The 19,708-nt window shown below is 38.7% G+C and carries 16 protein-coding genes and 1 pseudogene; 8 read left to right on the forward strand and 9 right to left on the reverse strand.

The window, feature by feature from the left end:
* Positions 1-3 precede the first annotated feature (3 nt).
* Positions 4-1,854 (reverse strand): asparagine synthase (glutamine-hydrolyzing), encoded by a 1,851-nt coding sequence (gene asnB / locus AC0L8O_RS18325; protein ID WP_473444339.1) that lies wholly within the window; start codon positions 1,852-1,854, stop codon positions 4-6.
* A gap of 203 nt (positions 1,855-2,057) precedes the next feature.
* On the opposite strand from asnB, the gene AC0L8O_RS18330 reads away from it, so the two are divergent.
* Entirely contained in the window at positions 2,058-2,621 is a 564-nt protein-coding gene (locus AC0L8O_RS18330) for a DUF2777 family protein (protein WP_473444341.1), read from the forward strand.
* Between the two features lie 283 nt (positions 2,622-2,904).
* Here the strand turns inward: AC0L8O_RS18330 and AC0L8O_RS18335 are convergent, their stop codons facing one another.
* Together AC0L8O_RS18335 and AC0L8O_RS18340 are read right to left on the reverse strand one after the other, a co-directional pair.
* The gene (locus AC0L8O_RS18335) at positions 2,905-3,264 is read right to left on the reverse strand and encodes a YisL family protein (RefSeq protein ID WP_026561276.1); all 360 of its coding nucleotides are present in this window, start codon (positions 3,262-3,264) and stop codon (positions 2,905-2,907) included.
* Positions 3,265-3,420: 156 nt separating this feature from the next.
* Complete coding sequence (locus tag AC0L8O_RS18340) at positions 3,421-4,323, reverse strand: fumarylacetoacetate hydrolase family protein (RefSeq protein WP_473444343.1); 903 nt, start codon at positions 4,321-4,323, stop codon at positions 3,421-3,423.
* A 240-nt stretch (positions 4,324-4,563) separates the two neighbouring features.
* On the opposite strand from AC0L8O_RS18340, the gene AC0L8O_RS18345 reads away from it, so the two are divergent.
* The 7 genes from AC0L8O_RS18345 to AC0L8O_RS18375 all read left to right on the forward strand — a co-directional run bounded on the left by AC0L8O_RS18345 (position 4,564) and on the right by AC0L8O_RS18375 (position 7,186).
* Complete coding sequence (locus AC0L8O_RS18345; protein ID WP_473444345.1) at positions 4,564-4,737, forward strand: aspartyl-phosphate phosphatase Spo0E family protein; 174 nt, start codon at positions 4,564-4,566, stop codon at positions 4,735-4,737.
* 173 nt (positions 4,738-4,910) lie between these two features.
* On the forward strand, positions 4,911-5,132 hold the full coding sequence (locus AC0L8O_RS18350; RefSeq protein WP_026561274.1) for a spore germination protein: 222 nt from the start codon (positions 4,911-4,913) through the stop codon (positions 5,130-5,132).
* A gap of 37 nt (positions 5,133-5,169) precedes the next feature.
* Positions 5,170-5,409 carry a spore germination protein GerPB gene (locus AC0L8O_RS18355; protein ID WP_473449013.1) on the forward strand — a complete coding sequence of 80 codons (240 nt, stop codon included), beginning with the start codon at positions 5,170-5,172 and terminating at the stop codon, positions 5,407-5,409.
* 81 nt (positions 5,410-5,490) lie between these two features.
* Positions 5,491-6,102, forward strand: coding sequence for a spore germination protein GerPC (gene gerPC / locus AC0L8O_RS18360; protein WP_084043048.1), 612 nt, complete (start codon positions 5,491-5,493; stop codon positions 6,100-6,102).
* 224 nt (positions 6,103-6,326) lie between these two features.
* On the forward strand, positions 6,327-6,503 hold the full coding sequence (locus AC0L8O_RS18365; RefSeq protein ID WP_026561271.1) for a spore gernimation protein GerPD: 177 nt from the start codon (positions 6,327-6,329) through the stop codon (positions 6,501-6,503).
* Positions 6,500-6,874, forward strand: a complete 375-nt coding sequence (locus AC0L8O_RS18370; protein ID WP_473444348.1) for a spore germination protein GerPE — start codon at positions 6,500-6,502, stop codon at positions 6,872-6,874. The genes AC0L8O_RS18365 and AC0L8O_RS18370 overlap by 4 nt, the downstream gene beginning before the upstream one ends.
* 93 nt (positions 6,875-6,967) lie before the next feature.
* A complete protein-coding gene (locus AC0L8O_RS18375; RefSeq protein WP_473444350.1) occupies positions 6,968-7,186 on the forward strand; it encodes a spore germination protein in 219 nt (72 codons plus the stop codon).
* 96 nt (positions 7,187-7,282) lie between these two features.
* On the opposite strand, the gene AC0L8O_RS18380 is transcribed toward AC0L8O_RS18375, so the two are convergent.
* From AC0L8O_RS18380 to addB, 6 genes and pseudogenes are all read right to left on the reverse strand, one after another.
* Entirely contained in the window at positions 7,283-7,591 is a 309-nt protein-coding gene (locus AC0L8O_RS18380; protein WP_473444352.1) for an HNH endonuclease, read from the reverse strand.
* A gap of 22 nt (positions 7,592-7,613) precedes the next feature.
* A pseudogene (locus AC0L8O_RS18385) lies at positions 7,614-8,201 on the reverse strand (SbcC/MukB-like Walker B domain-containing protein); the annotation flags it as partial.
* A 1,877-nt stretch (positions 8,202-10,078) separates the two neighbouring features.
* The gene (locus AC0L8O_RS18390; protein WP_473444354.1) at positions 10,079-11,011 is read right to left on the reverse strand and encodes an AAA family ATPase; all 933 of its coding nucleotides are present in this window, start codon (positions 11,009-11,011) and stop codon (positions 10,079-10,081) included.
* Positions 11,008-12,189: an exonuclease SbcCD subunit D gene (locus tag AC0L8O_RS18395; RefSeq protein ID WP_473444356.1), complete on the reverse strand. Its 1,182-nt coding sequence runs from the start codon at positions 12,187-12,189 to the stop codon at positions 11,008-11,010. Before AC0L8O_RS18395 ends, AC0L8O_RS18390 begins: the two co-directional genes overlap by 4 nt.
* A 93-nt stretch (positions 12,190-12,282) precedes the next feature.
* Positions 12,283-16,008 carry a helicase-exonuclease AddAB subunit AddA gene (addA, locus tag AC0L8O_RS18400; protein ID WP_473444358.1) on the reverse strand — a complete coding sequence of 1,242 codons (3,726 nt, stop codon included), beginning with the start codon at positions 16,006-16,008 and terminating at the stop codon, positions 12,283-12,285.
* On the reverse strand, positions 16,001-19,492 hold the full coding sequence (addB, locus tag AC0L8O_RS18405; protein WP_473444360.1) for a helicase-exonuclease AddAB subunit AddB: 3,492 nt from the start codon (positions 19,490-19,492) through the stop codon (positions 16,001-16,003). The genes addA and addB overlap by 8 nt, the downstream gene beginning before the upstream one ends.
* Between the last annotated feature and the right edge of the window lie 216 nt (positions 19,493-19,708).

Raw genomic sequence — 19,708 nt, forward strand, 5'->3', positions numbered from 1 at the left:
CTCTTATCTTTCATCAATATCAATTGAATAGTTGTCAAACCAGACATGGATTTGCGCCAAATGGGCTAGAAGCTGTGGACCTGACATTAATTGGCCGAACCATGGAACCTGGAATGCCTTCCCCTCTGTTTCAATTATATCGTTGAGCTTTTGCTTGTTGAGAAGTTCATGCAATATGGAATCCTTCCCATCCACAAGGGATAGCAGCCAATTTTTCACTAATCTCGTATACTCAGGGTTATGTGTTTTTGGATAAGGACTTTTCTTCCGATAGAGGACCTCATTTGGCAAAATTCCTTCTAATGCTTTTCGAAGAATGCCTTTTTCACGGTCACCATACATTTTCATGTCCCAAGGAATATTCCATACATATTCAACAAGACGATGATCAGCAAATGGAACACGAACCTCCAAGCTTGCCCCCATACTCATTCGATCTTTTCGATCCAATAAATTTGTCATAAACCAATGTATATTTAAATAAAAGAGTTGTCGTCTTTTTGTTTCAATTTCTGATTCACCTTCAAGCAATGGTGTTTCTTTCAACGTTTCCTGATGTCGAGCCTGAACATATTCATGTAATTGTAATTTATTTTGCCACTCAGGTTTTAATAATGACATTCTTTCATCTGTTGAACGCATCCAGGGAAAGCCGGAGCTGGCTAAATCTTCAGGACGGTGAAACCATGGATATCCCCCAAAAATTTCATCCGCACATTCACCTGATAGACCTACAACAAAGTCATTTTTTATTTCACGGCAAAACCAAAGCAATGATGAATCAACATCAGCCATACCCGGAAGGTCACGTACAGATGTAGCTTCGATGAGATGGTCGACTAACTCTTGCTGAGTAATCACACAGCGATGGTGAACAGTATTGAATTCGTCACTCATTTTTTGAATCCATGGGCCATCCGAGTTCGGCTGAAACTCATTTGCCTTAAAAAACTTCTCATTATCCTCGTAATCGATTGAATACGTATGAAGCTGCCCCTTCCCTTCTTTTCTGTAATGTTCGGCAGCAATTGCTGTAATGGCACTGGAATCTACCCCGCCTGAAAGGAATGTACAAAGTGGGACGTCTGATACCAGTTGTCTTGTTACTGCATCCGTAAATAAAGAGCGTACCTTTTCTGATGTTTCTTCTACAGTATCTTCATGTGGTTTGCTTTCAACATCCCAATAGCGCCATTTTTTCAAGCCGTTTTTCGTATACACTAATGCATGTGCCGGACGGAGTTCATCAATGCCTTTAAATACACCAACACCAGGTGTACGAGCCGGACCAACGCCAAATATTTCAGATAAACCTGTTTTATCTAATTTCGCAGAAACCGATGGATGTGCCAGGATCGCTTTAAGCTCTGACCCAAAAAGAAGTGAGCCATTTTCTTCCTTATAAAATAAAGGTTTTACTCCTAATCGATCTCTTCCAATAAAAAGTTTTTCCTTTGATGTATCCCAAACTGCAAAAGCAAAAATCCCATTTAATCGGTGGACACATTCTTCTTCCCATTCTATATATGATTGGAGGAGCACCTCTGTATCGGAATGTCCTTTAAATGTGTACCCTTTTGCAAGAAGTTCTCTCCGAATATCCTCTGTATTATAAAGCTCACCATTATAGCAAATGGTATAAGTGTGACCATTCTTTGTTCTTGTCATTGGCTGAATACCACCAGCCGGATCAACAACGACTAAACGTTTATGACCGAACAGCACATGGTCTTCTCCCCAAATATTTGTATCGTCTGGTCCCCTTTTGGATAAAGTTTCTGCCATCTTTTTAATGGTTTCTTTTTCCGTGCGTAAATGTCCCTTAAAGTTAACCCACCCTGTGATTCCACACATTTACATATCATCTCCCTCATCTGTTTACAATCCATGTTATATATTCTCACGCCAATTACTCCAACAGGTGTACCTAGTCTATGCCCATGACATAACAATGTTGAATTGTCCTAATCAAAAATATCCATGCATAAACTTACTCACTTTTGTCTAAAACGAGTAACAACACAAAATCGTGTCAGAATGATTTGGAGGTAAATATCATGTTTCCATTAAAACGGACAGATCTGCTATTAAACCAAAAACGTTCGTATTTAACCGGACTGATCGAAGTAGCGAATGATCAGTACGTCATTTATGATGATATGAATGATGAGCTTCTTTTATTAGATGAGATTAACAATTCGCATATAGAAATTTTGCAATCTTCAGGGTGGAAAACCGGGGTATGGATAGGTTTGGGTAAGATTAAAACAAATACGGGGACTTATTCAGTCAATGATGGTGATACTGTTCGCGTACGAAAAAAGCTACCGGTTGCACTAGATGAAATGTTGAAGGAACTACAAGATGAGACATTTGTCCGGTTAATTAAGCAAATTAACTCACTTGGCTTCTCACCTTATGACTGTATTTATTCATATAACCAATTATTATTTCTTGAAAATCGCGTTCATAAAAAAGGAGTATCTTTTTATCAACTGGACAATGAAGAATGCATACTCGGAATTCAACATCACTTTGAAAGAGGGGTTCACTCCTCAGACCGGCTGGAAATGACAACAAGCCTTGGAGAGAGAAGATTGGTTTGCAGTAAGTTTTATTAGAAATGCGCAAGCGCCTTGGTCATCGCCGTACAAACTGGAGGAGCATCGACTAAAGCTTTAGGGAACACGGTAAGCGAACCGATGTTGACTTATCGTAGGGAGATGATCTGAAGTTTGATAGGCGATAGGCGCTGGCAGTCTAACTACGCGACGTCACTCTCCACGACTGCACTTGCACGTCCTGTGCTTCGGAGCTAGACACGAAAACTAATGACGAAATTCTATACTATCTTACCTGTGAACAAAAAAATGCCTACTCTTAAGTAAGAGAAGGCATTTTTTTTTACGAAAAGCTCCAGATTCCTAAAGGTAAACGCATTCCTAATAAAATCGTAAGAATCACAACAATCACAAATTGAATCCAAAATACTCTTGTTGGCTTCCCTTTTTTCAAGCGGACTAATACCATTTCCATTGCTCCAATGGTCCACACACCCAAGATCATTTTCGCAATGTATTCGCCATCTATCTTATAAATAGCTGATACAAGCAAACCACCTGTCACAATAATTAAAATGTAAAATAATCTTAGAACCATATGTACAATTTTAGACGGCTTTTCTTTTCCAGACTTATACAGCGAGTGTGCGACAAAGAATAAAATAATCGCAACAACCCAGGTTGTTATGTGTGCATGTGTCATATTTTTTCCTCCTTAAACTGATCACAGACAACCCTATTTTAGCATGATTTACTGCAAATATTAAAAAATTAACATGAAAAGAATGAACTTCCTGTGAATATTAGGATCTTAAAGTAAAAAAGAAGTCAAATCCAAAGACAGACTCCTTCCATTTCCTTACCTTGACACCGTATTTCGTAATGTTCCGATTCCCTCAATCTCGATTTCTATCACATCACCCGGTTGTAGAAACTTAGGCGGCTTAAATCCTTTTCCTACACCAGCAGGAGTTCCTGTTGCGATGATATCTCCCGGTTCTAATGTTGTTCCCTGTGAAATTGTTGAAATGATATGCTCAATTGAAAAAATCATATCCTTTGTATGACCATCTTGTCTAATTTCATCATTCACTTTTGTTTTTATGGTAAGATCATATGGATCTGAGATCGCAGATTTATGAACTAAGTACGGACCAATTGGACAAGATGTGTCTAAGCTTTTGCCCAATAAAAATTGCTTATGCTGTGCTTGTAGATTTCGCGCTGTAATATCATTAACAATCGTATAGCCAAATACATAGTCCATTGCTTCAGCCTCGCCAATACGCTTTCCCTTTTTGCCTATTACAATCGCTAATTCACCCTCGTAATCCAATTCAGTTGTGATATGGGAATGTGGATCAATTTCTTGTTCATGGCCGATAACGGTCGTCGGTGCTTTTGAAAAAAGCATTACATGCTTTGGTATATCTTCTTCCGTTCCCATTTCAATCGCATGCTCCCGATAATTCTTTCCTACACAGAATATGTTTTTTGCCGGCCTCGGTATGGGGGCTAAAATAGTCACATCAGTTATCGCATATACATAGCTTTCCACCCTGTCTGCATCCTTCAACTTATCGACGATTTGCTTAACATTTTGGATGAATTTATCACCAAACGCAACACATTCATCTAATGTTTTTGGGAAAGAGGTCATTTCAAAGATTACCTGTTCCGCTTTATGTATGTCGATTATTTTTTCTTCATGTAATAAACCGACAAACGGCTCATTATGTATAATAGCTGTAACAAATTTCACTGTTTTTCCTCCCTCATTTGTTCGTACTATAACAAAGCTTTTTAGTTTTACCTTTCCTTTTTCCTTTTATGTTCAGATCTAGTTATGTTCTATATTCGCTATAAAGAAGAGGATTTCCTTTATGTAAATTTTTGTATAATTTTAGGAATTTTTATCAAATATACGCTTTTCATCATGTAAACATTGTATAATATTCTTGTCCAATACTCATAGAAATTAGCGAAATGGAGAATACCATATATGCCAGTGAATGAAATTGAACGTAAGAGACAGCAATTAATTAAAACAGCTCTACATTATGGAATTAATTCAACTAAAACGATTCAGTGCAGTCAAGAGTTAGACTTATTGCTTCTACAAGAAATAAAAGGACTTAACAAAGAAACATTAAAAGGGAGTGCCCGAAATGTTTAACAAATAAAGTTCCATGTTTCCCTCCCAATATATCATGATCGATAACGATCTCTTCAACACGTATTTTTCTCCCCATTGTTCACACCCTTTCCACCTGCTTCATATTCTAAAACTAGGTAATTGTCACAAATGTTCTCTCTTGTTTTTCATTTTCATGCCAAAGGATGTTAAAAATGCCAGCTATTGTAGGAGCTTTTAAGGTAAATAGTGTAGGAACAAGCAGCATCGTGCATGTTGGAGATGTTATTACCATTTCTCCTCATAGTGAGGTTAAAACATTTGCAGGTGCAGGTTCATTTAATACAGGTGATGGATTGAACATATACAATCAAAACTCAGTTACTAATACGTATGATAATGATGTTGTTGACCAGCCGATCACCGGAAACTTTTAACCCATATCATAGCCTTTAACACAAAGGAAGTGTAATGATGAATTTTTATATTAATCAATCAATCTGTATTAATTACCTCCGAGTAGATGCAGTTAGTAACTCTTCGGTATTGCAGATTGGGAGTGCAGGCATGATTAAGCCTTTATCAAATTTGTATAATACCGGCGGCTTTTATCAACCGGCACCTCAAATTGAAACAGCAACGCCAACAGGTGTTCAATCACCTTCCACAGATGGTCTTGTTGTTCCATTAACCTCGCCGACTGCCGCATCATAAATGTTCTAGGCATTCACCCATTTTTCATTGTGTGCATACACTATGTGTAACAACTGTTGAGCGAGAAACAAAGGTGGGTGAATGACTTTGAACTATAACGATATGATGAATTATTTACAGCAAATGCATCATTATGTTCAGCAGCAAGACAAAATGATTCAACAACTTACCAAACAAATAACAGGTCTTCGCACTGACATTGAAAAATTAAAAAATCAACCTGTCACAAATATTGAAAGAATTGAATATAAATTTGATCAATTAAAAGTAGAACAACTTGATGGTGTGTTAAATATTGGACTAAATCCAACCGATCCTGATCAAATCGATAACTTTGAGGTTCAACAAAACGGAATGAATGTAAATGGAGGCCAACAACAGCTTCGTGATCAATTGTTAAAAAAATGCTCACATGATATTCATCACTTTTTAAGTCATGATTGTGTCCAATATATTCATCATGCCGAGAAACAATATGATTTAAAGCTTGATGAACCTCATCGCCAGCATATTATCGCAGATATTCGAAAACAAATTGATAGTCGAATTCAATATTACTTAAATCTCCAGCCATTAACGAATCAGGACTCTCTTGAAACTAAGAAACAGGAAATTTTCGCTTTAGTGAAAAAGGATGTTGAGAATTCCATAAATCATTTTTTACAGCACTTGCCTAAAGATTCTGTTCAGTAAAGTGAGACTACCATCAGTGGGAATTTTCTTCATCCCCCACTGGTGGATAGCGAAACTTATCACGCCCAAAACGCCATATCCTGTGGCTTCGCCTGACTTGGACGTCAATCATTTATCGGGTCTTTACCGGTAGTTATCTTCCACTTATCTTCTATGTTTCTCTCGAACCTTGAAGTCAGAGGCTTACTGCCCGTTAAGAATGGGATAAAGGAGTGAATTTTCTTATGAATTTTACAGTTGTGAATCGGAATATAGAGGTTGGTAACATCCGTATTGTCGGGGTAGCGAGTTCATCGGTTTTCCTTATTGGAGATACACAAACCATTTCGCTATCATCTGTCTTTGATACGCCTCCTGAATCACTAATTATCGGTCCGCTTGTACCGTTGGCTCCACAATGATTAATCGGCAGTCAAATGTTTCATCCGCTTATGTAAATTCTGTTGGGCTAAGTTCTGTTTTTCAGATTGGTGATTCTTTTCAGATAAAGCCTTCAACAAATGTCCTGGCCGTACAGCGTGAGGAGGAAAGGTTTTTCGACTATGAAGGAGATACCTCTATGTTTCAAGCCTTTCAGGAAGAAATTCCTCAACCGATTATCTATGAAGCGATAACAACAAATTTTTTCCATGAACAACCAACGATCAATGTTTCTTTTGTTAATATTGCAGCTCTTTCAAGTTCTGCTGTTTTTCACATTGGATCTACAAAAGACATTATAGCTGAAGCCAGAGTGAAACATATCCGACAATTAAAGGGTGAAAATGGATAGAGAAAGGCCTGGCAGATGTTTCAGTGTAGTCAGAACATATTTAAAATACCCAGCATATTGTAATGTAGTAGTAAACTATAAAGGATGTTTTATATGCCAGCAATTGTCGGTCCGATTAAGATTAATCATGTAGGTGGAGGCGTAGTTAATTTTGGTGACACGTTCTATCTTGCTCCAAAAAACCAGTCAAAGTCCGCCTCAGGGTCTGGCGGGGGAAACACAGGTGATTTCCATATTGTTAATAATGGAATAAGTGCTACAAATTTAATTGATCCTGATGTAGCTGATCAAAATATGGTTGCTAATAATTAAACAGATTGTTAAAAAAGGAGGATGTTGTTACAGCATCTTCCTTTTATCAGGATTTAAAACCGTAAAAAAATGGTCAAGCAATAACCTTGACCATTTTTAACGCCTTTTTTGTTTCCGTTCATTTGATTTTCTCGTTTGAACCAACTTTGTTGATGGTTGCTTACGAATCCATTTAATGAAGATTTTGAGTTTTTCATCTTGCTTTAACTCTTGGATTGTTGATAGCCTCGCTGCTAATTCCTCGTTCGTATAGAGTGCATGAATTTGTTTATGGCAGGCTATACAGAGCTTGGCTGTCGGTAAAAAGGTTCCGCCCATTTCCTTAGGTGTTAAATGGTGAATGGTTGTTTCAACCTCTTCTCTTTCACATAATTCACATGTACCGATTTCCTTTTTCTTCCCCATATCTTCTTCAATCCTTTTAGCATCAGAGAGATTCTACATAAACAGAAGTTCCTTTTCCGGAAGGTTCGGCCGGTTCGACAATTAGTTTTCTTTGTAATCTCGCCCTTAATTCCTGGACATGACTTATTACTCCAACTGACAGGTTTTGTGCTTGAAGCTTTTCCAGTGCTGAAATCACGGTATCAAGTAGCTCAACATCCAGTGTACCAAATCCTTCATCTAAGAAGAAAAATTGAAGCGGGTATTCTCCCCTTAATTGAATCTGAGTTGATAATGATAACGCAAGAGCTAAAGATGTGAGGAAGGTTTCCCCACCGGAGAGTGTTGAAACAGGGCGTCTGACTCCGCCATTTGCGTCATCTCTCATAATGAAGCCACCTTGAGAATCCACTTCGATTGCATAGCGGCCACGTGTTAACAGAGATAAACGTTCAGAAGCATCTCGACTGACTTGCTGCAGTTGTTCTTCTGCCACATATTCTACAAAGCTATTTCCTTTAAATACTGATTGAAGCTTTTCAAGTTTTTGCAGCATGTCATCAAGTTCTTTTTGCTTATTTTCAATAGCTGTAAAGCGTTCATGTTTTTCAAGCAGCACTTCTAATGCATTTATTACTGCTCCTTTATTTGCAACAGCTTCGTCTGTTTGCAGCTTCATCTCATGTCTTATCATTTGGATGTGATTCCATTGCTCTGGTGTGACCGCTTTTCCTTCTAATTTCCCTTCGATTCGATTTAAGTCTGTGTTAAGTTGTTTCATTTTATCCTTAAAGGCTACTATTTTCAGTTTCATTTGTTGTCTCTCATCAGAAGATAATAGAGAAGCCAGTGTTTCTTCAATCGTTAAAAATTCTGTGTTATGTTTGGCTTGTTCCCAGGCTTTCTCAGACTCTTCAACTTGTCTGGATGCTTGGTTTAATGATTTTTCATGTGCTGTTTGTTCACTTTGCAGTGTATGAAGCTCGTTTGACTCTTTTTGCCATAATTGATATAAATTATTTTCTTTCTCTATCAAATTCTTAATTTGTGATTCAGTTTCCTGAATTTGTGCGGCAATGGTCATCTCAATTGTTATTCCATTTAGCATTTCTTCCTTATCCTTGACGGATGAACGACGATTTTGCAACGTTGCATTTAAGGCAATTTGCTGCTCTGTTAGTTGCTGATTCATCTGTTCTTGTTCTTTCACTAAAGCTTGTTGTTCTTCAATAAAAGAGAAACTTTTTTGAATTCTTTCTGTTAGAAGTTCATTGGCAGCATCTTTTTCCGAAATTTCTTGTTGTCTCTTTTCAACCTCTTCAAAAGGGATCCCTGCGAATTTCTCATTATAATAAGATAAGCTTTGTTCATAGCTTTCCTTGTATGAATTCACCTTATCTTCCCACTCTTTAGCATCCAAAACCGCTGAGGAGATACTGTCTTTCCTTCTTATTTCCTCCTTCTGGCATTCGCGGTACTGTTTTACCAGTTTCTCTATAGCATCTCTTACTTGTAAATAATCCTGGGTTAGTCGTTTGAATTCAGTTTGAAGAAGGTGAGACATTTGTTCAATTGATACATCCTGAGCATTTTGGAGTATTTCGTTTACTTGAATATCTTCTGTTTGTTTCACTGGTTGCAAAAATTCAAATTCTGAAACAAGCTGCTCTGATAAACCTTCCGCCTTCACCTTTAAAGATTGTGGCTCATGCCCTAACATTTGCAGCTGTTCAAGCTGTTGCTTCATTGATTCTGACAAACTATCCAGCTTGTCATGATCTGGTTCAGCATGAACAGGACTAGGATGTTGACAAGATCCACAAACCGGACAAGGCTCACCTTCTTTTAAATCCTTAACTAATTCATATGCAAGTTTTTCGCTTTTCGCCTTTTCTTCTTCCTTAACCGCTTTTTCCACTCTATTTTTAGCGATTGAAACTGTCTGCTTATATTCATTTTCCCGCTCAGCTACATAGTAATACAGCTTATTTAACTCACGGAAATGTGTTATTAACTGTTGTTTACTTCTTTGTAATTGCTCGGTTGTTAAACCGTCTTTCTCCTTTTCGGTCTGAATAGCTTTTGTTTTTCTATTTAGTAATTCAGCTGTTTCAACATATTGCTGCTTACTTCTAAGTACATGTTGTTTTGCATCTATAGCACCACGTGCTTGATCACGATCCTTTGTCGTTACCACATTGTTTTGCAGCTCATCTTTTAATACTTGTTGTTTATTAACCGCTTTTTCTACTAACTGTTGAGCCTTTACTAATAATGTCTGATGATGTTCCCGCTGATTTTGCAGGTTAGTGTACTCTTTTTCTGCTTCTTGAAGGAGCTTTCGCTCCTGTTCAAGCTCCTCTTCAACCTTTTGCAACTGTAATAGTTTCTCACGCTTTGCTACAAGCACCGGTTCCTGTTCCGCTTTTTCCGCCCGAATTTCCTCGTACTCCCGACTTGTTATTTCGTACTTTTCTTTCATTTTTTCATAGCTTTTTTTAGCAGTAATCAAGTTGATTTCTGCTTCACTTTTTCCTTTTTTCTAGCCTGAAGGGCTTCTGCATACGGTCTTAAAGCCTCTGCTTCCTCTGCAGACTTCAATTGTTTTTCTAAGACTGCAATTTGTTCTTCTGCTTTTTTTACAGTTAGCATTTCTTTTTCAATTTCAGCCTTTTCCAACTGCAAATTCCAAAGAGTTTGTTTTTGCTCAAAGTCTTTTGTGACACTTTCTAACTCTTTTTGACGCTTTTCTAACAAGATTTTTGCTTCATTCACAAGATTTTTCGCTTCTTCAACTGCCTCGACTGACGCATCACCTAACCCTGTTTTTTCTGCTTCCAGTTCATTTCGTTCAATACGGGTTGAAGCTAAGCGTTTTTTTAACTTTTTCAGCAATTGATCACCATATTGCTCTAGATGGAATAAACGCTGAAGCATTTGCCTTCTTTCTGCCCCTTTTAAAGATAAAAATTCAGCAAATTTTCCTTGCGGAAGCACAACGGCACGAGTAAAATCATCAATTGTCAGCCCGAGCAATCCATAGATTTTTTCATTTACATCCACCGCCTTGTCAGCCAGAACAATATGTTCTTCATCCTCTTCAATTAATCGGCATATAGCTGTTTTCACTCTAATATCATCTGTTCGTTTAAACACACGTTCAACGATATACCTTTTCTTTGCTGAAGCATTTTCAAGTTCAAAGGTGAAGGAAACCGATAGCTGATCTTCCGCATGATTAAGGATGCCATGTGTATTGTTCATCGCCCGCTCCACTTTTCCATATAAAGCAAGTGTCATGGCATCTAAAATGGATGATTTTCCGCTTCCGGTTGGACCAAAAATCCCGAAAATCCCTCCATCGCAAAGAGAATCAAATTGAATGGTCTGCTTTTCACGAAAACTATGCAGACCAGCAACACTTAATGAAATAGGCTTCATGCTTCATCACCTTCCTCTTGCACCTCATCCTGATTGACCAGTTCCAAAAACAGCTTAATAAGCTCATCTTCAGGTTTGGCTCCACCTGTTTGTTTTTCATAAAACTGTGTAAACAATTGATCAATCGGCAGATTTGCTTGTCTTGTTGCTGCTACTTCCTGTTCTGCTTGGAAAACAGGGCGAATATGAATAAAACCTGGATGCCATTTTCGTAATCGATGGATTTCTTCAATGGATAATGTGCTTGTTAAGTGTATTTCTAAATCAATCCAAGCGGTTGAATCTCTGCCTTCATCAAGCCATTGATGAACCTGACTTATTCCATCGGTCGCCTTCCATTTCACTAAAGGCTTTCCGGATGATAACGGAATTTCTTTCATGACAACCGGTTGATTTGGTTCTGCATCAAGAATTGTAACCGATTTGGTATAGCCGATTTCCGAAAAACTATATGCAAGCGGAGAACCAGAATATCTTGTCAACGTACTTGCACGCTTCATATTTTGCGGTCGATGCAAATGACCCAGCGCTACATATTGGGCAGCTTCCGGCATGCTTGTTGCAGCAACTGTATAAGCCCCGCCTACTTCGATTGGCCGCTCTGAATCAGAAGAGCTTCCACCTGCTACATGAATATGGCTCATGGCAATATTGACTGTATCTTGCTGAAATTGCTTACTCATGATGGAAAATAAATCACGTATTCGTTCATCATATTTATTTCGAAGGAGAACTTCATCGTGTTCCTGTGATAACACTTGCTCAAGGCGTGCTTCAGAAGGGTAAGCGAGTGCCGCAACCATCATTTGTTGGTTGACTGCAGGTATGTCTACCTTAATAACCTCAGTCTTCGGATATCCGATTAAATGAATGGAATGATTACCTGCCAAAGGAGATGCAGCAGATAATCGATCGGGATTATCATGGTTTCCTGCAATGACAACAATGGGGCGTTTACCATGGTCCGATAATCTGGATAGTCCATCATAGAATAATTGTTCAGCCGCAGCAGGGGGGTTCACTGTATCAAAGGCATCTCCGGCCATTAAAATGGCATCAACCTTTTCTTCCTCTACTATTCTGACAAGTTCATCAATAAATTGTGCCTGTTCTGCCAGCCGGCTTCTTCCTTCAAGAGCTCGACCCAGATGCCAATCTGCCGTATGCAATAAACGCATTTATAAACATTCCTTTCTGGTCTGTTTTCCACTTGAATAGCAAGAGCAATCGGCATTAGACCGATTGCACTTATGTTTTTCAATGAACTTTTTCTACATGTTGATCAAATAACCACCATCAAAGAAAAACAGGTACTTTTCCTGAAGAGGGCGGTGCAGTATATCTTCCACTGCCTTTGTATATAAATCTATCTGTATACGATAGCGGTCCTTTACTATTTCTTCAACAGCTCTTCTGTCCTGATTAAAGCGTCCTTTGATTGTATCTGTCTTATAATCTAGCAAAACAGTCCCCTGCTCGTCCTCAAATAAACAGTCAATGACACCTTGTATTAAGATTGGTTCATCTTTCATATCTTTATAAAGTTGATCCGCGTCTAATGCGTAACTAAATGGAACCTCCCGATAAACATGTCTCGCATGTACCATTCTTTGACCAAGATCTGAAGAGAAAAAAGCGATAATTTGATTGACATCAATCACTTTGGCCAGCTCAGGGGTAAGAATTTCCCTTTGAACAAGATCTTCTATCTTTTGTGTAATGGTTTTTTCTGTTATTTCTCCTTGGAGTTCGATATGCTGCATGACAGCATGCATCGCTGTTCCTCTCTCCGCCGGAGTAATCGACTTTGTTTGCATAAAACTAGGTCGATTAAAAAGAAGTGATTGTGCATCCGTCTTCTTTATCAGCTGCTGATCACTATATTCGTCTTGAACTTCACGCTGTCTTTTTAATTCTGTGACCGATTGCTTTGATCTGCTGACTGTTGCCTGCTTATAAGGATAAAACCATGAAAGCTGATGTTGAACGGCTTCCTTCAATTCACTTGCAATTGGTACAGTTTCACCTTCTTGAATAGAAGTCAGAAGCTCATAATTTAATTCCTGCTCAGCTTTAAATGTTTCTTTCAACTCTTCCCCTTTTACATTTTCGATGATCCATCTTGATGGATGTCCTGCAATGTCGTCATTAAAACAAATCTGTCCTTCACTAAGTACAATACAATCTTTATGACGAATTAACGCCGGGCCAATCCAATCCAAATAGCTTTTTGCTTTTGCACGTTCAAAGTCAGGTAGCAGCCATTCTGTATGTGAAAGATGATTTCTCCAATTTGTCATTGTTTTATCAGGGTCCTTTAACGTCCCTAACAAGTAGAGCTTTTCTTTTGCACGAGTAAGGGCGACATAGAGGACACGCATTTCCTCTGCAAGAAGCTCCATTCTCATTTTTTTCTTTAGTGCAATATATGGTAATGTTGGGTAACTAACACGCAACTTAGGATTGATCAACTTTGTGCCGAATCCCAGCTCTTTATCAAGCAAATATTTTTTATTTAAATCCATCATATTAAATTGCTTGGAAAGACCTGCAACAAATACAACCGGAAACTCCAATCCTTTACTACTATGGATAGTCATTAATCTGACAACATCCTCCTGCTCACCAAGAGCACGAGCTGCCCCTAAATCATCCCCGCGATCCTGCATTCTTTCAATAAAACGTAAAAAGCGGAACAAACCTCTAAAAGATGTTGCTTCATATTGTCGTGCCCGATCATATAGTGCACGGAGGTTTGCTTGACGCTGCTTACCTCCAGGCATTCCGCCGACAAAATCAAAAAACTTTGTATCACGGTAAAGCTGCCAAATTAAATCAGAAACAGAACCTTTCCTCGCTAAGTCACGCCATCCTTGTAACAAGTCAATAAATGGGTTTAATTTATGAAATAATTCTTGGTGGTCCTTTTCTCCAGTTACAATAAATGCTTTCACAGCATCATAAAACGTGCCTTTTCGATCATAGGTTCGAATTAATGCTAATTCATTTTCACTTAGCCCGACAACAGGTGAGCGTAACGCTGAAGCTAACGGAATATCCTGAAATGGGTTATCGATAATTTTTAGGACAGAAAGCATAATGGCTACTTCTGTTGCTTCAAAATATCCATTTGACAGATTTGCGTAGACGGGTATTCCAGCTTGTTTGAACTCCTCCATTATTTGCGGAGCCCATGGCATAGAACGAAGGAGAATCACCACATCACGATATGTGATATTTCGTGTTCCGCCGATTCCTCGATCATAAATTTGAAACTGTTCATCTATTAATGTTTTAATCTTTTTAGCCATTAATCTTGCTTCAAGTTGTACGGTTTCCAGCTCTTGTTCATCAAAAACACCTTCAGCATCTGATTCTTCCTTCTCAGAACCGGTTTCTTCATCACCACGTTCAATGAGTAAGAGTTCAGTACTCATCAACCGGTTCTCGGGATAGTCAGCTCCGAGCTTTAATTCTGCATCATGATCGTATACGATCTCTCCAACCGTCTCACCCATTATCTGCTTAAATAAATAGTTTGTTCCATCAAGCACTTCTGAACGGCTTCGAAAGTTCTTTGATAAATCAATTCGCATTCCACTGTTTTCCGGCATTTGTGTAAATCGTTTATACTTACTTAAAAAGAGAAAAGGCTCCGCCAATCGGAAGCGATAGATGGATTGTTTTACATCTCCTACCATAAAAAGATTTCCAGTTGCTTCTTCTTCCTTTGTGACGTATTTCAAAATCGATTCCTGTACAAGATTCGTATCTTGATATTCATCAACTAACACTTCGACAAACTGTTGTTTATAATAAAGAGCCGCCTCACTTGGTCGCCCTTCTTCTGTTTGGAGAATTTGCAGGCAGTAATGCTCCAGATCAGCAAAATCAACAATGCCTTTTTCCTTTTTCATGCCTTCATAACGGTCTGCAAACTGTTGAACAAGAGACACTAGTTTTTTCATTACAGGTTTTAAGTGTTTGAAGTCTTGAATATATGCTGCCAGCGGACGGGTAAAAAGTTCATCCCGAAGCTGTTCAATTTGTTTTTTTGCTGCATTTCGTAATGCCGTCACTTGATCTGTAAGGCTTTTATCATATTGATCACCTTTCACAATTTTTGCACGAGTCATTTTGAATTTTTTCAGTTGTTCTCCAAGCAAATCCCATGAATCCTTATGTGCAAGAATCTCAGCAATCTGTTTTAAATCATCCTCTAAATTTTCCGCTCTTGGTGCCGGGCCTGCCGGCTGCTTTGTGAGTTCCATAGCTTGTAACAGCTGGTCTTTAGCCCCTGTTAGCTGCATGTCAATATCCTGCAAAAGATACGTAATAAACGGCAATGAATTCATTTCATTTTCATCAAAATCGTACATCTCTGTAAGCTGATCAAGCCAAACAGATGGTTTTGGATGTGATCTGGAGAAAAAGTAAAGTTCCCGTATTAATGACTGAAGTTCCATATCACTTCGATCCGATGTATATCGATCAACTAAGTCAAAGAACTCTTCATTCTCTTCTCGGCTATATTCCTCTTCAAACATTTCATCAAGTACCTCATCAATCAGTAGCTGGCCCTCAGTTTGATCGGCGATGCGGAAGCTTGGATCAATGTTAATCAAATAGTAGTACTTCCGAACAACCTGTAAACAAAATGAATGTAATGTTGAAATAGATGCCTTATTAAGCAATGTAAGCTGTCTTCGTAAATGCAGAGATGATGGATTCTCCTTTAGCGCCTTTTCGAGCGCTTCACCAATACGGCTCCGCATTTCAGCAGCGGAGGCATTTGTGAACGTAACGACTAAAAGAGAATCTACGTCAACAGGGTTTTCACGATTTAAAATCTTCCGGATGATTCGCTCGACTAAGACAGCTGTTTTCCCTGAACCGGCTGCAGCTGCAACTAAAATATCCTGTCCGCTAGCCACAATTGCTTTCCATTGATCATCAGTCCATTGGCTATTTTCCGGTTTCGGAATTAGTTCACTCATGACGACCTGCCTCCTCTCTTAGTTTTCTTAGCACTTCATCATTTTTCTCACTTTTTAAGATACGGAAATTGTTTTCCTCTAACGATTCATCAAATTGACAAACCGATCTATATTCACAATACGTACATGGCATTTTATCTTTTAGCTTGTATGGACTAATATCGGTCACACCATCGGTAATATTGGTGCCTATTTTCTTAAATGTTGAACGAACATGGTTACGCAACAGCTCAAACTCATCTTCACTCGCTATAGCGGAAGTTGAACGGAATCCTCCATCCTTTTTTAAGCCTGCCGCAATTATATTTGACGTGCTTCCTTCCGTTAAGGTGTTATCCATTAATTTAACGGCTTCTTCATCACCTAATAAGAGGCCCTTCATTTTAAACTTCTTAAAAATTTCATCGTCAAGCTTTTCTTCCGGTAATAGAGTTGATGCTTGAATCATCGGATCATGCACATGGAAGTACAACACACCTGCAGGAGTAGCCTTCACGCCAAGCCAAGAATGCGAATTTGAAATAATAACGTCTAAATATGTGAGCATTTGCAGTGCTAATCCGTAATATACTTCGGAAAGCTGAACATTTTTTTCACTTGATTTATAGTCTACAATTCGCAATAACACACCATTTGAACCTGTTGCTTTATCCACACGATCAATTCTCCCTGCAACCTCCATCGTGCAGCCGTTTGGCAATGTAAAACGAATTGGTGGCAGCTCTCCGCCTTGACCAAAGCCCAGCTCTAATCCAACCGGTGCAAATCCGCTTGCTTTGGCGTGCTCACTTAAGATCGTTGACGCACGAGCAAGTATTTTTTGAAGCTTGCGTTTAATATAGTGATAACGATTTGAGCTCAATAAGATTTCCTTTTGTAAACGTGGTGCCAATCTTTCAACAGCATCATTCGAAAGTAACTCACATTGATCCTTTGTAAGCTCCTTCCAATCAAGCTTTAACTGCTGCAATCGATCGGAAATGAGCTTAAGAGCAGAGTGGAACATTTGTCCTATGTCAGGTGCCTCCAGCTTGAAAAATTGTCTTTCCCTAAGCTTTAAGCCGTGTGAGGCAAAATGGGAGAATGGACAACTATTAAATTTCTCCATTCGCGACACACTGCCTTGAATATGCTCACCGTACAGATCCCGGCTAATGGCCGGTTTAAGCTGCTTTGATTTGTTTTCATAGGATAAACTGCCTAACACTCTTTTGGTCATTTGCTTTGTTTCTGAGTTCAAAAAATAATTATAAGCATCCCACCACAAAGGATGAATCGGATATCCTCTTTTCCATGATTGCAACTGTGAGGTCACATAGGAAAGTGTTACATTCTGATTTATGATAAAAGATAACTGGTCTTCGGTTGTTAACTGTTCCGGCTCATTGATCAGTCTTTTCTGTTCAATTTGAGGAAACATCTCCTGCATTCGCTTAATGATTACCGAAGGAAGCAATGCCTTACCTTCTTCATCTGCCATTGGATAAGAAAGAAACAACCTTTCAGAAGGGCTAGCTAACCCCATATAAATAACAAAGTTTTCATCAAGAAGCTGTTGTCTCGCTGTAGGGGCTAATTCTACACCTTGATAGTGAAGGAACTCTCTGTCATCCTCTGTTAAAATCCCTTCTTCCTTTGGTCTTGCCGGTATGACACCATCATTTGCTCCAACAATAAAAGAACACTTCACATGAAAGAACCTTGATTTTTCCAAGTCTGCAATTAATACTTGATCAATGGCAGGTGGAACGAGTGAGAATTTCATCGATTCTAAACCTGTTTCAAGCATTTCAGAAAAAAGCTTTAATGAAACCTGCTCTTCTTCCATCATTTCAACAAACTCATCTAATAGATTCACAACCGCTTGCCATACTTGATCATGCTCTCGTGCTTCTAACAACCGTCCGTTTTCCTCCGCCTTCAGACGAAGTGTTTCCAGCTTTTGAGGAATCTGTAATTCTTCTAAATACAAGTACAACGCCTCCGCAAGAGAACGTCCGGTTTTACTTCGTTTTAATCTTTTATGAAGGGATTGGACAGGTTGAACAATCAGTTCCCGTAGCTGATTTAATTTGTCTTCCATTTGTTTTTCTTCATCTGTCACGACAAATTCATCATCAAGTGAATAAAAACGTCGGTAACGCCAACGCTCATCTTTCGTCCATTTTGACCCTTGAATACCATAGGATAAAACATAGTTTTCCAGTAAATCCATATCTTCGCGAAGAGACTCGAGTTGTTCTGTTAACGGAAACAGCATTTCTGTTTTCACCGCCCGAAACACAGCCTCATATCGCCAATGACCATTGATCACCTCCAGAGTAGAACGAATAAGTTCCACTAATGGATGATTTAGCATCGAACGCTTTTGGTCGATAAAGAACGGCACCTCATAATCACGAAAAACTTGTTCAATCACATCCCGGTATTCATTTGAATTTCGTACAAGCAAAGCGATATCACGGTAACGATACTCACCTTGTCTCATAAGTGATTGAATGTTTCTTGCAATTCCTTCAATCTCAGAGCGGCGGTTTGCAGCTTGAAAGATGGTAAGGCTTGTCCTGTCTTCAAATACTTGTGTTGGTCTGATGTCATAATATGTTTCTAAATGTTGTAGTGATGGGCTTTTATAAAAGCGATGTTGTTCTTTAAGAAGCAAAGGTTCATCAACTTGTTTACCTGCTTCTTTAGCCAACTCGAGAATTTTATGATAGGTTTTTCCCGTCATTTGGAATAAATGCAATTCATGTGGAAGAAACTCTTCATACGGCTTGTCCGCAGTAAGGGCGATTTTCACATTTTTTGCATGCTTGATTAATGAGCCTATCACTTCATATTCTTGTGGTGTAAAACTATGAAAGCCATCAATATAAACATCGGCTGATTGTAAATAATGTGAGTCTTTTACTTTTTCTGCAAGCAATCTTAAATAATCTTCAGAATCAACATACTGCTGACTTAATTGAATTTCCATTTGTTTATAGAGAATCGCCATGTCGTGGAGCTTATCTGTTAATGATTTTTGATCTATCTCTGTTTGCGCACCTGCTAAATATTGCTCCAACTCTTCCGGTGATAAACAATACCGTTTAAACTCTGTTAGCATTGTCTCTAATTGCTCAATAAATCCATTTTTATCACTGGCTTTTGAAAACACCTTAAATTCTTGTTTATATTGTTCTACTAATTTTCGTAATAGCATTTGGATTCCGGTGCTTGAAAGATGCTGACGCGTCATTCCGCCTGTTTCCTGCAACACTCTCCATGCCAAACGACTGAAGCTGAAAGTTTGAGCTCTAATCATTCCTCCCAGGTTTGGTGTGCGGATTAATTCGTATTCCGCACCAAATGTCATTTGATCTGGAACAAGATAAATAATCGGTCTTCCTATTGGTTCATCAAATAATCTGTCTCTTATTTCGTTCAATATTGTTTCTGTTTTTCCGCTCCCGGAGCGACCAAGGATAAATCGAATCGTCATGCTAAATACCCCGCTAACGTTTTAGGATGTTTTCTATTAGAAAAAATAAATACCACAACTAAAATAGCGTGGTAGTGATTGATTTTGGCTGTTTTCGAATTAAATGCATTTACGTGAGAACTAGTTCGTTCCATTGCGCTCCAGACACTCCATGCGCCGGGGAGGAAGCTGAGCCTCCTCGGCTTCGCCTGTGGGGTCTCACCCTTTCCTCACTTC

Source organism: Metabacillus sp. KJ11-3 (assembly GCF_055808295.1).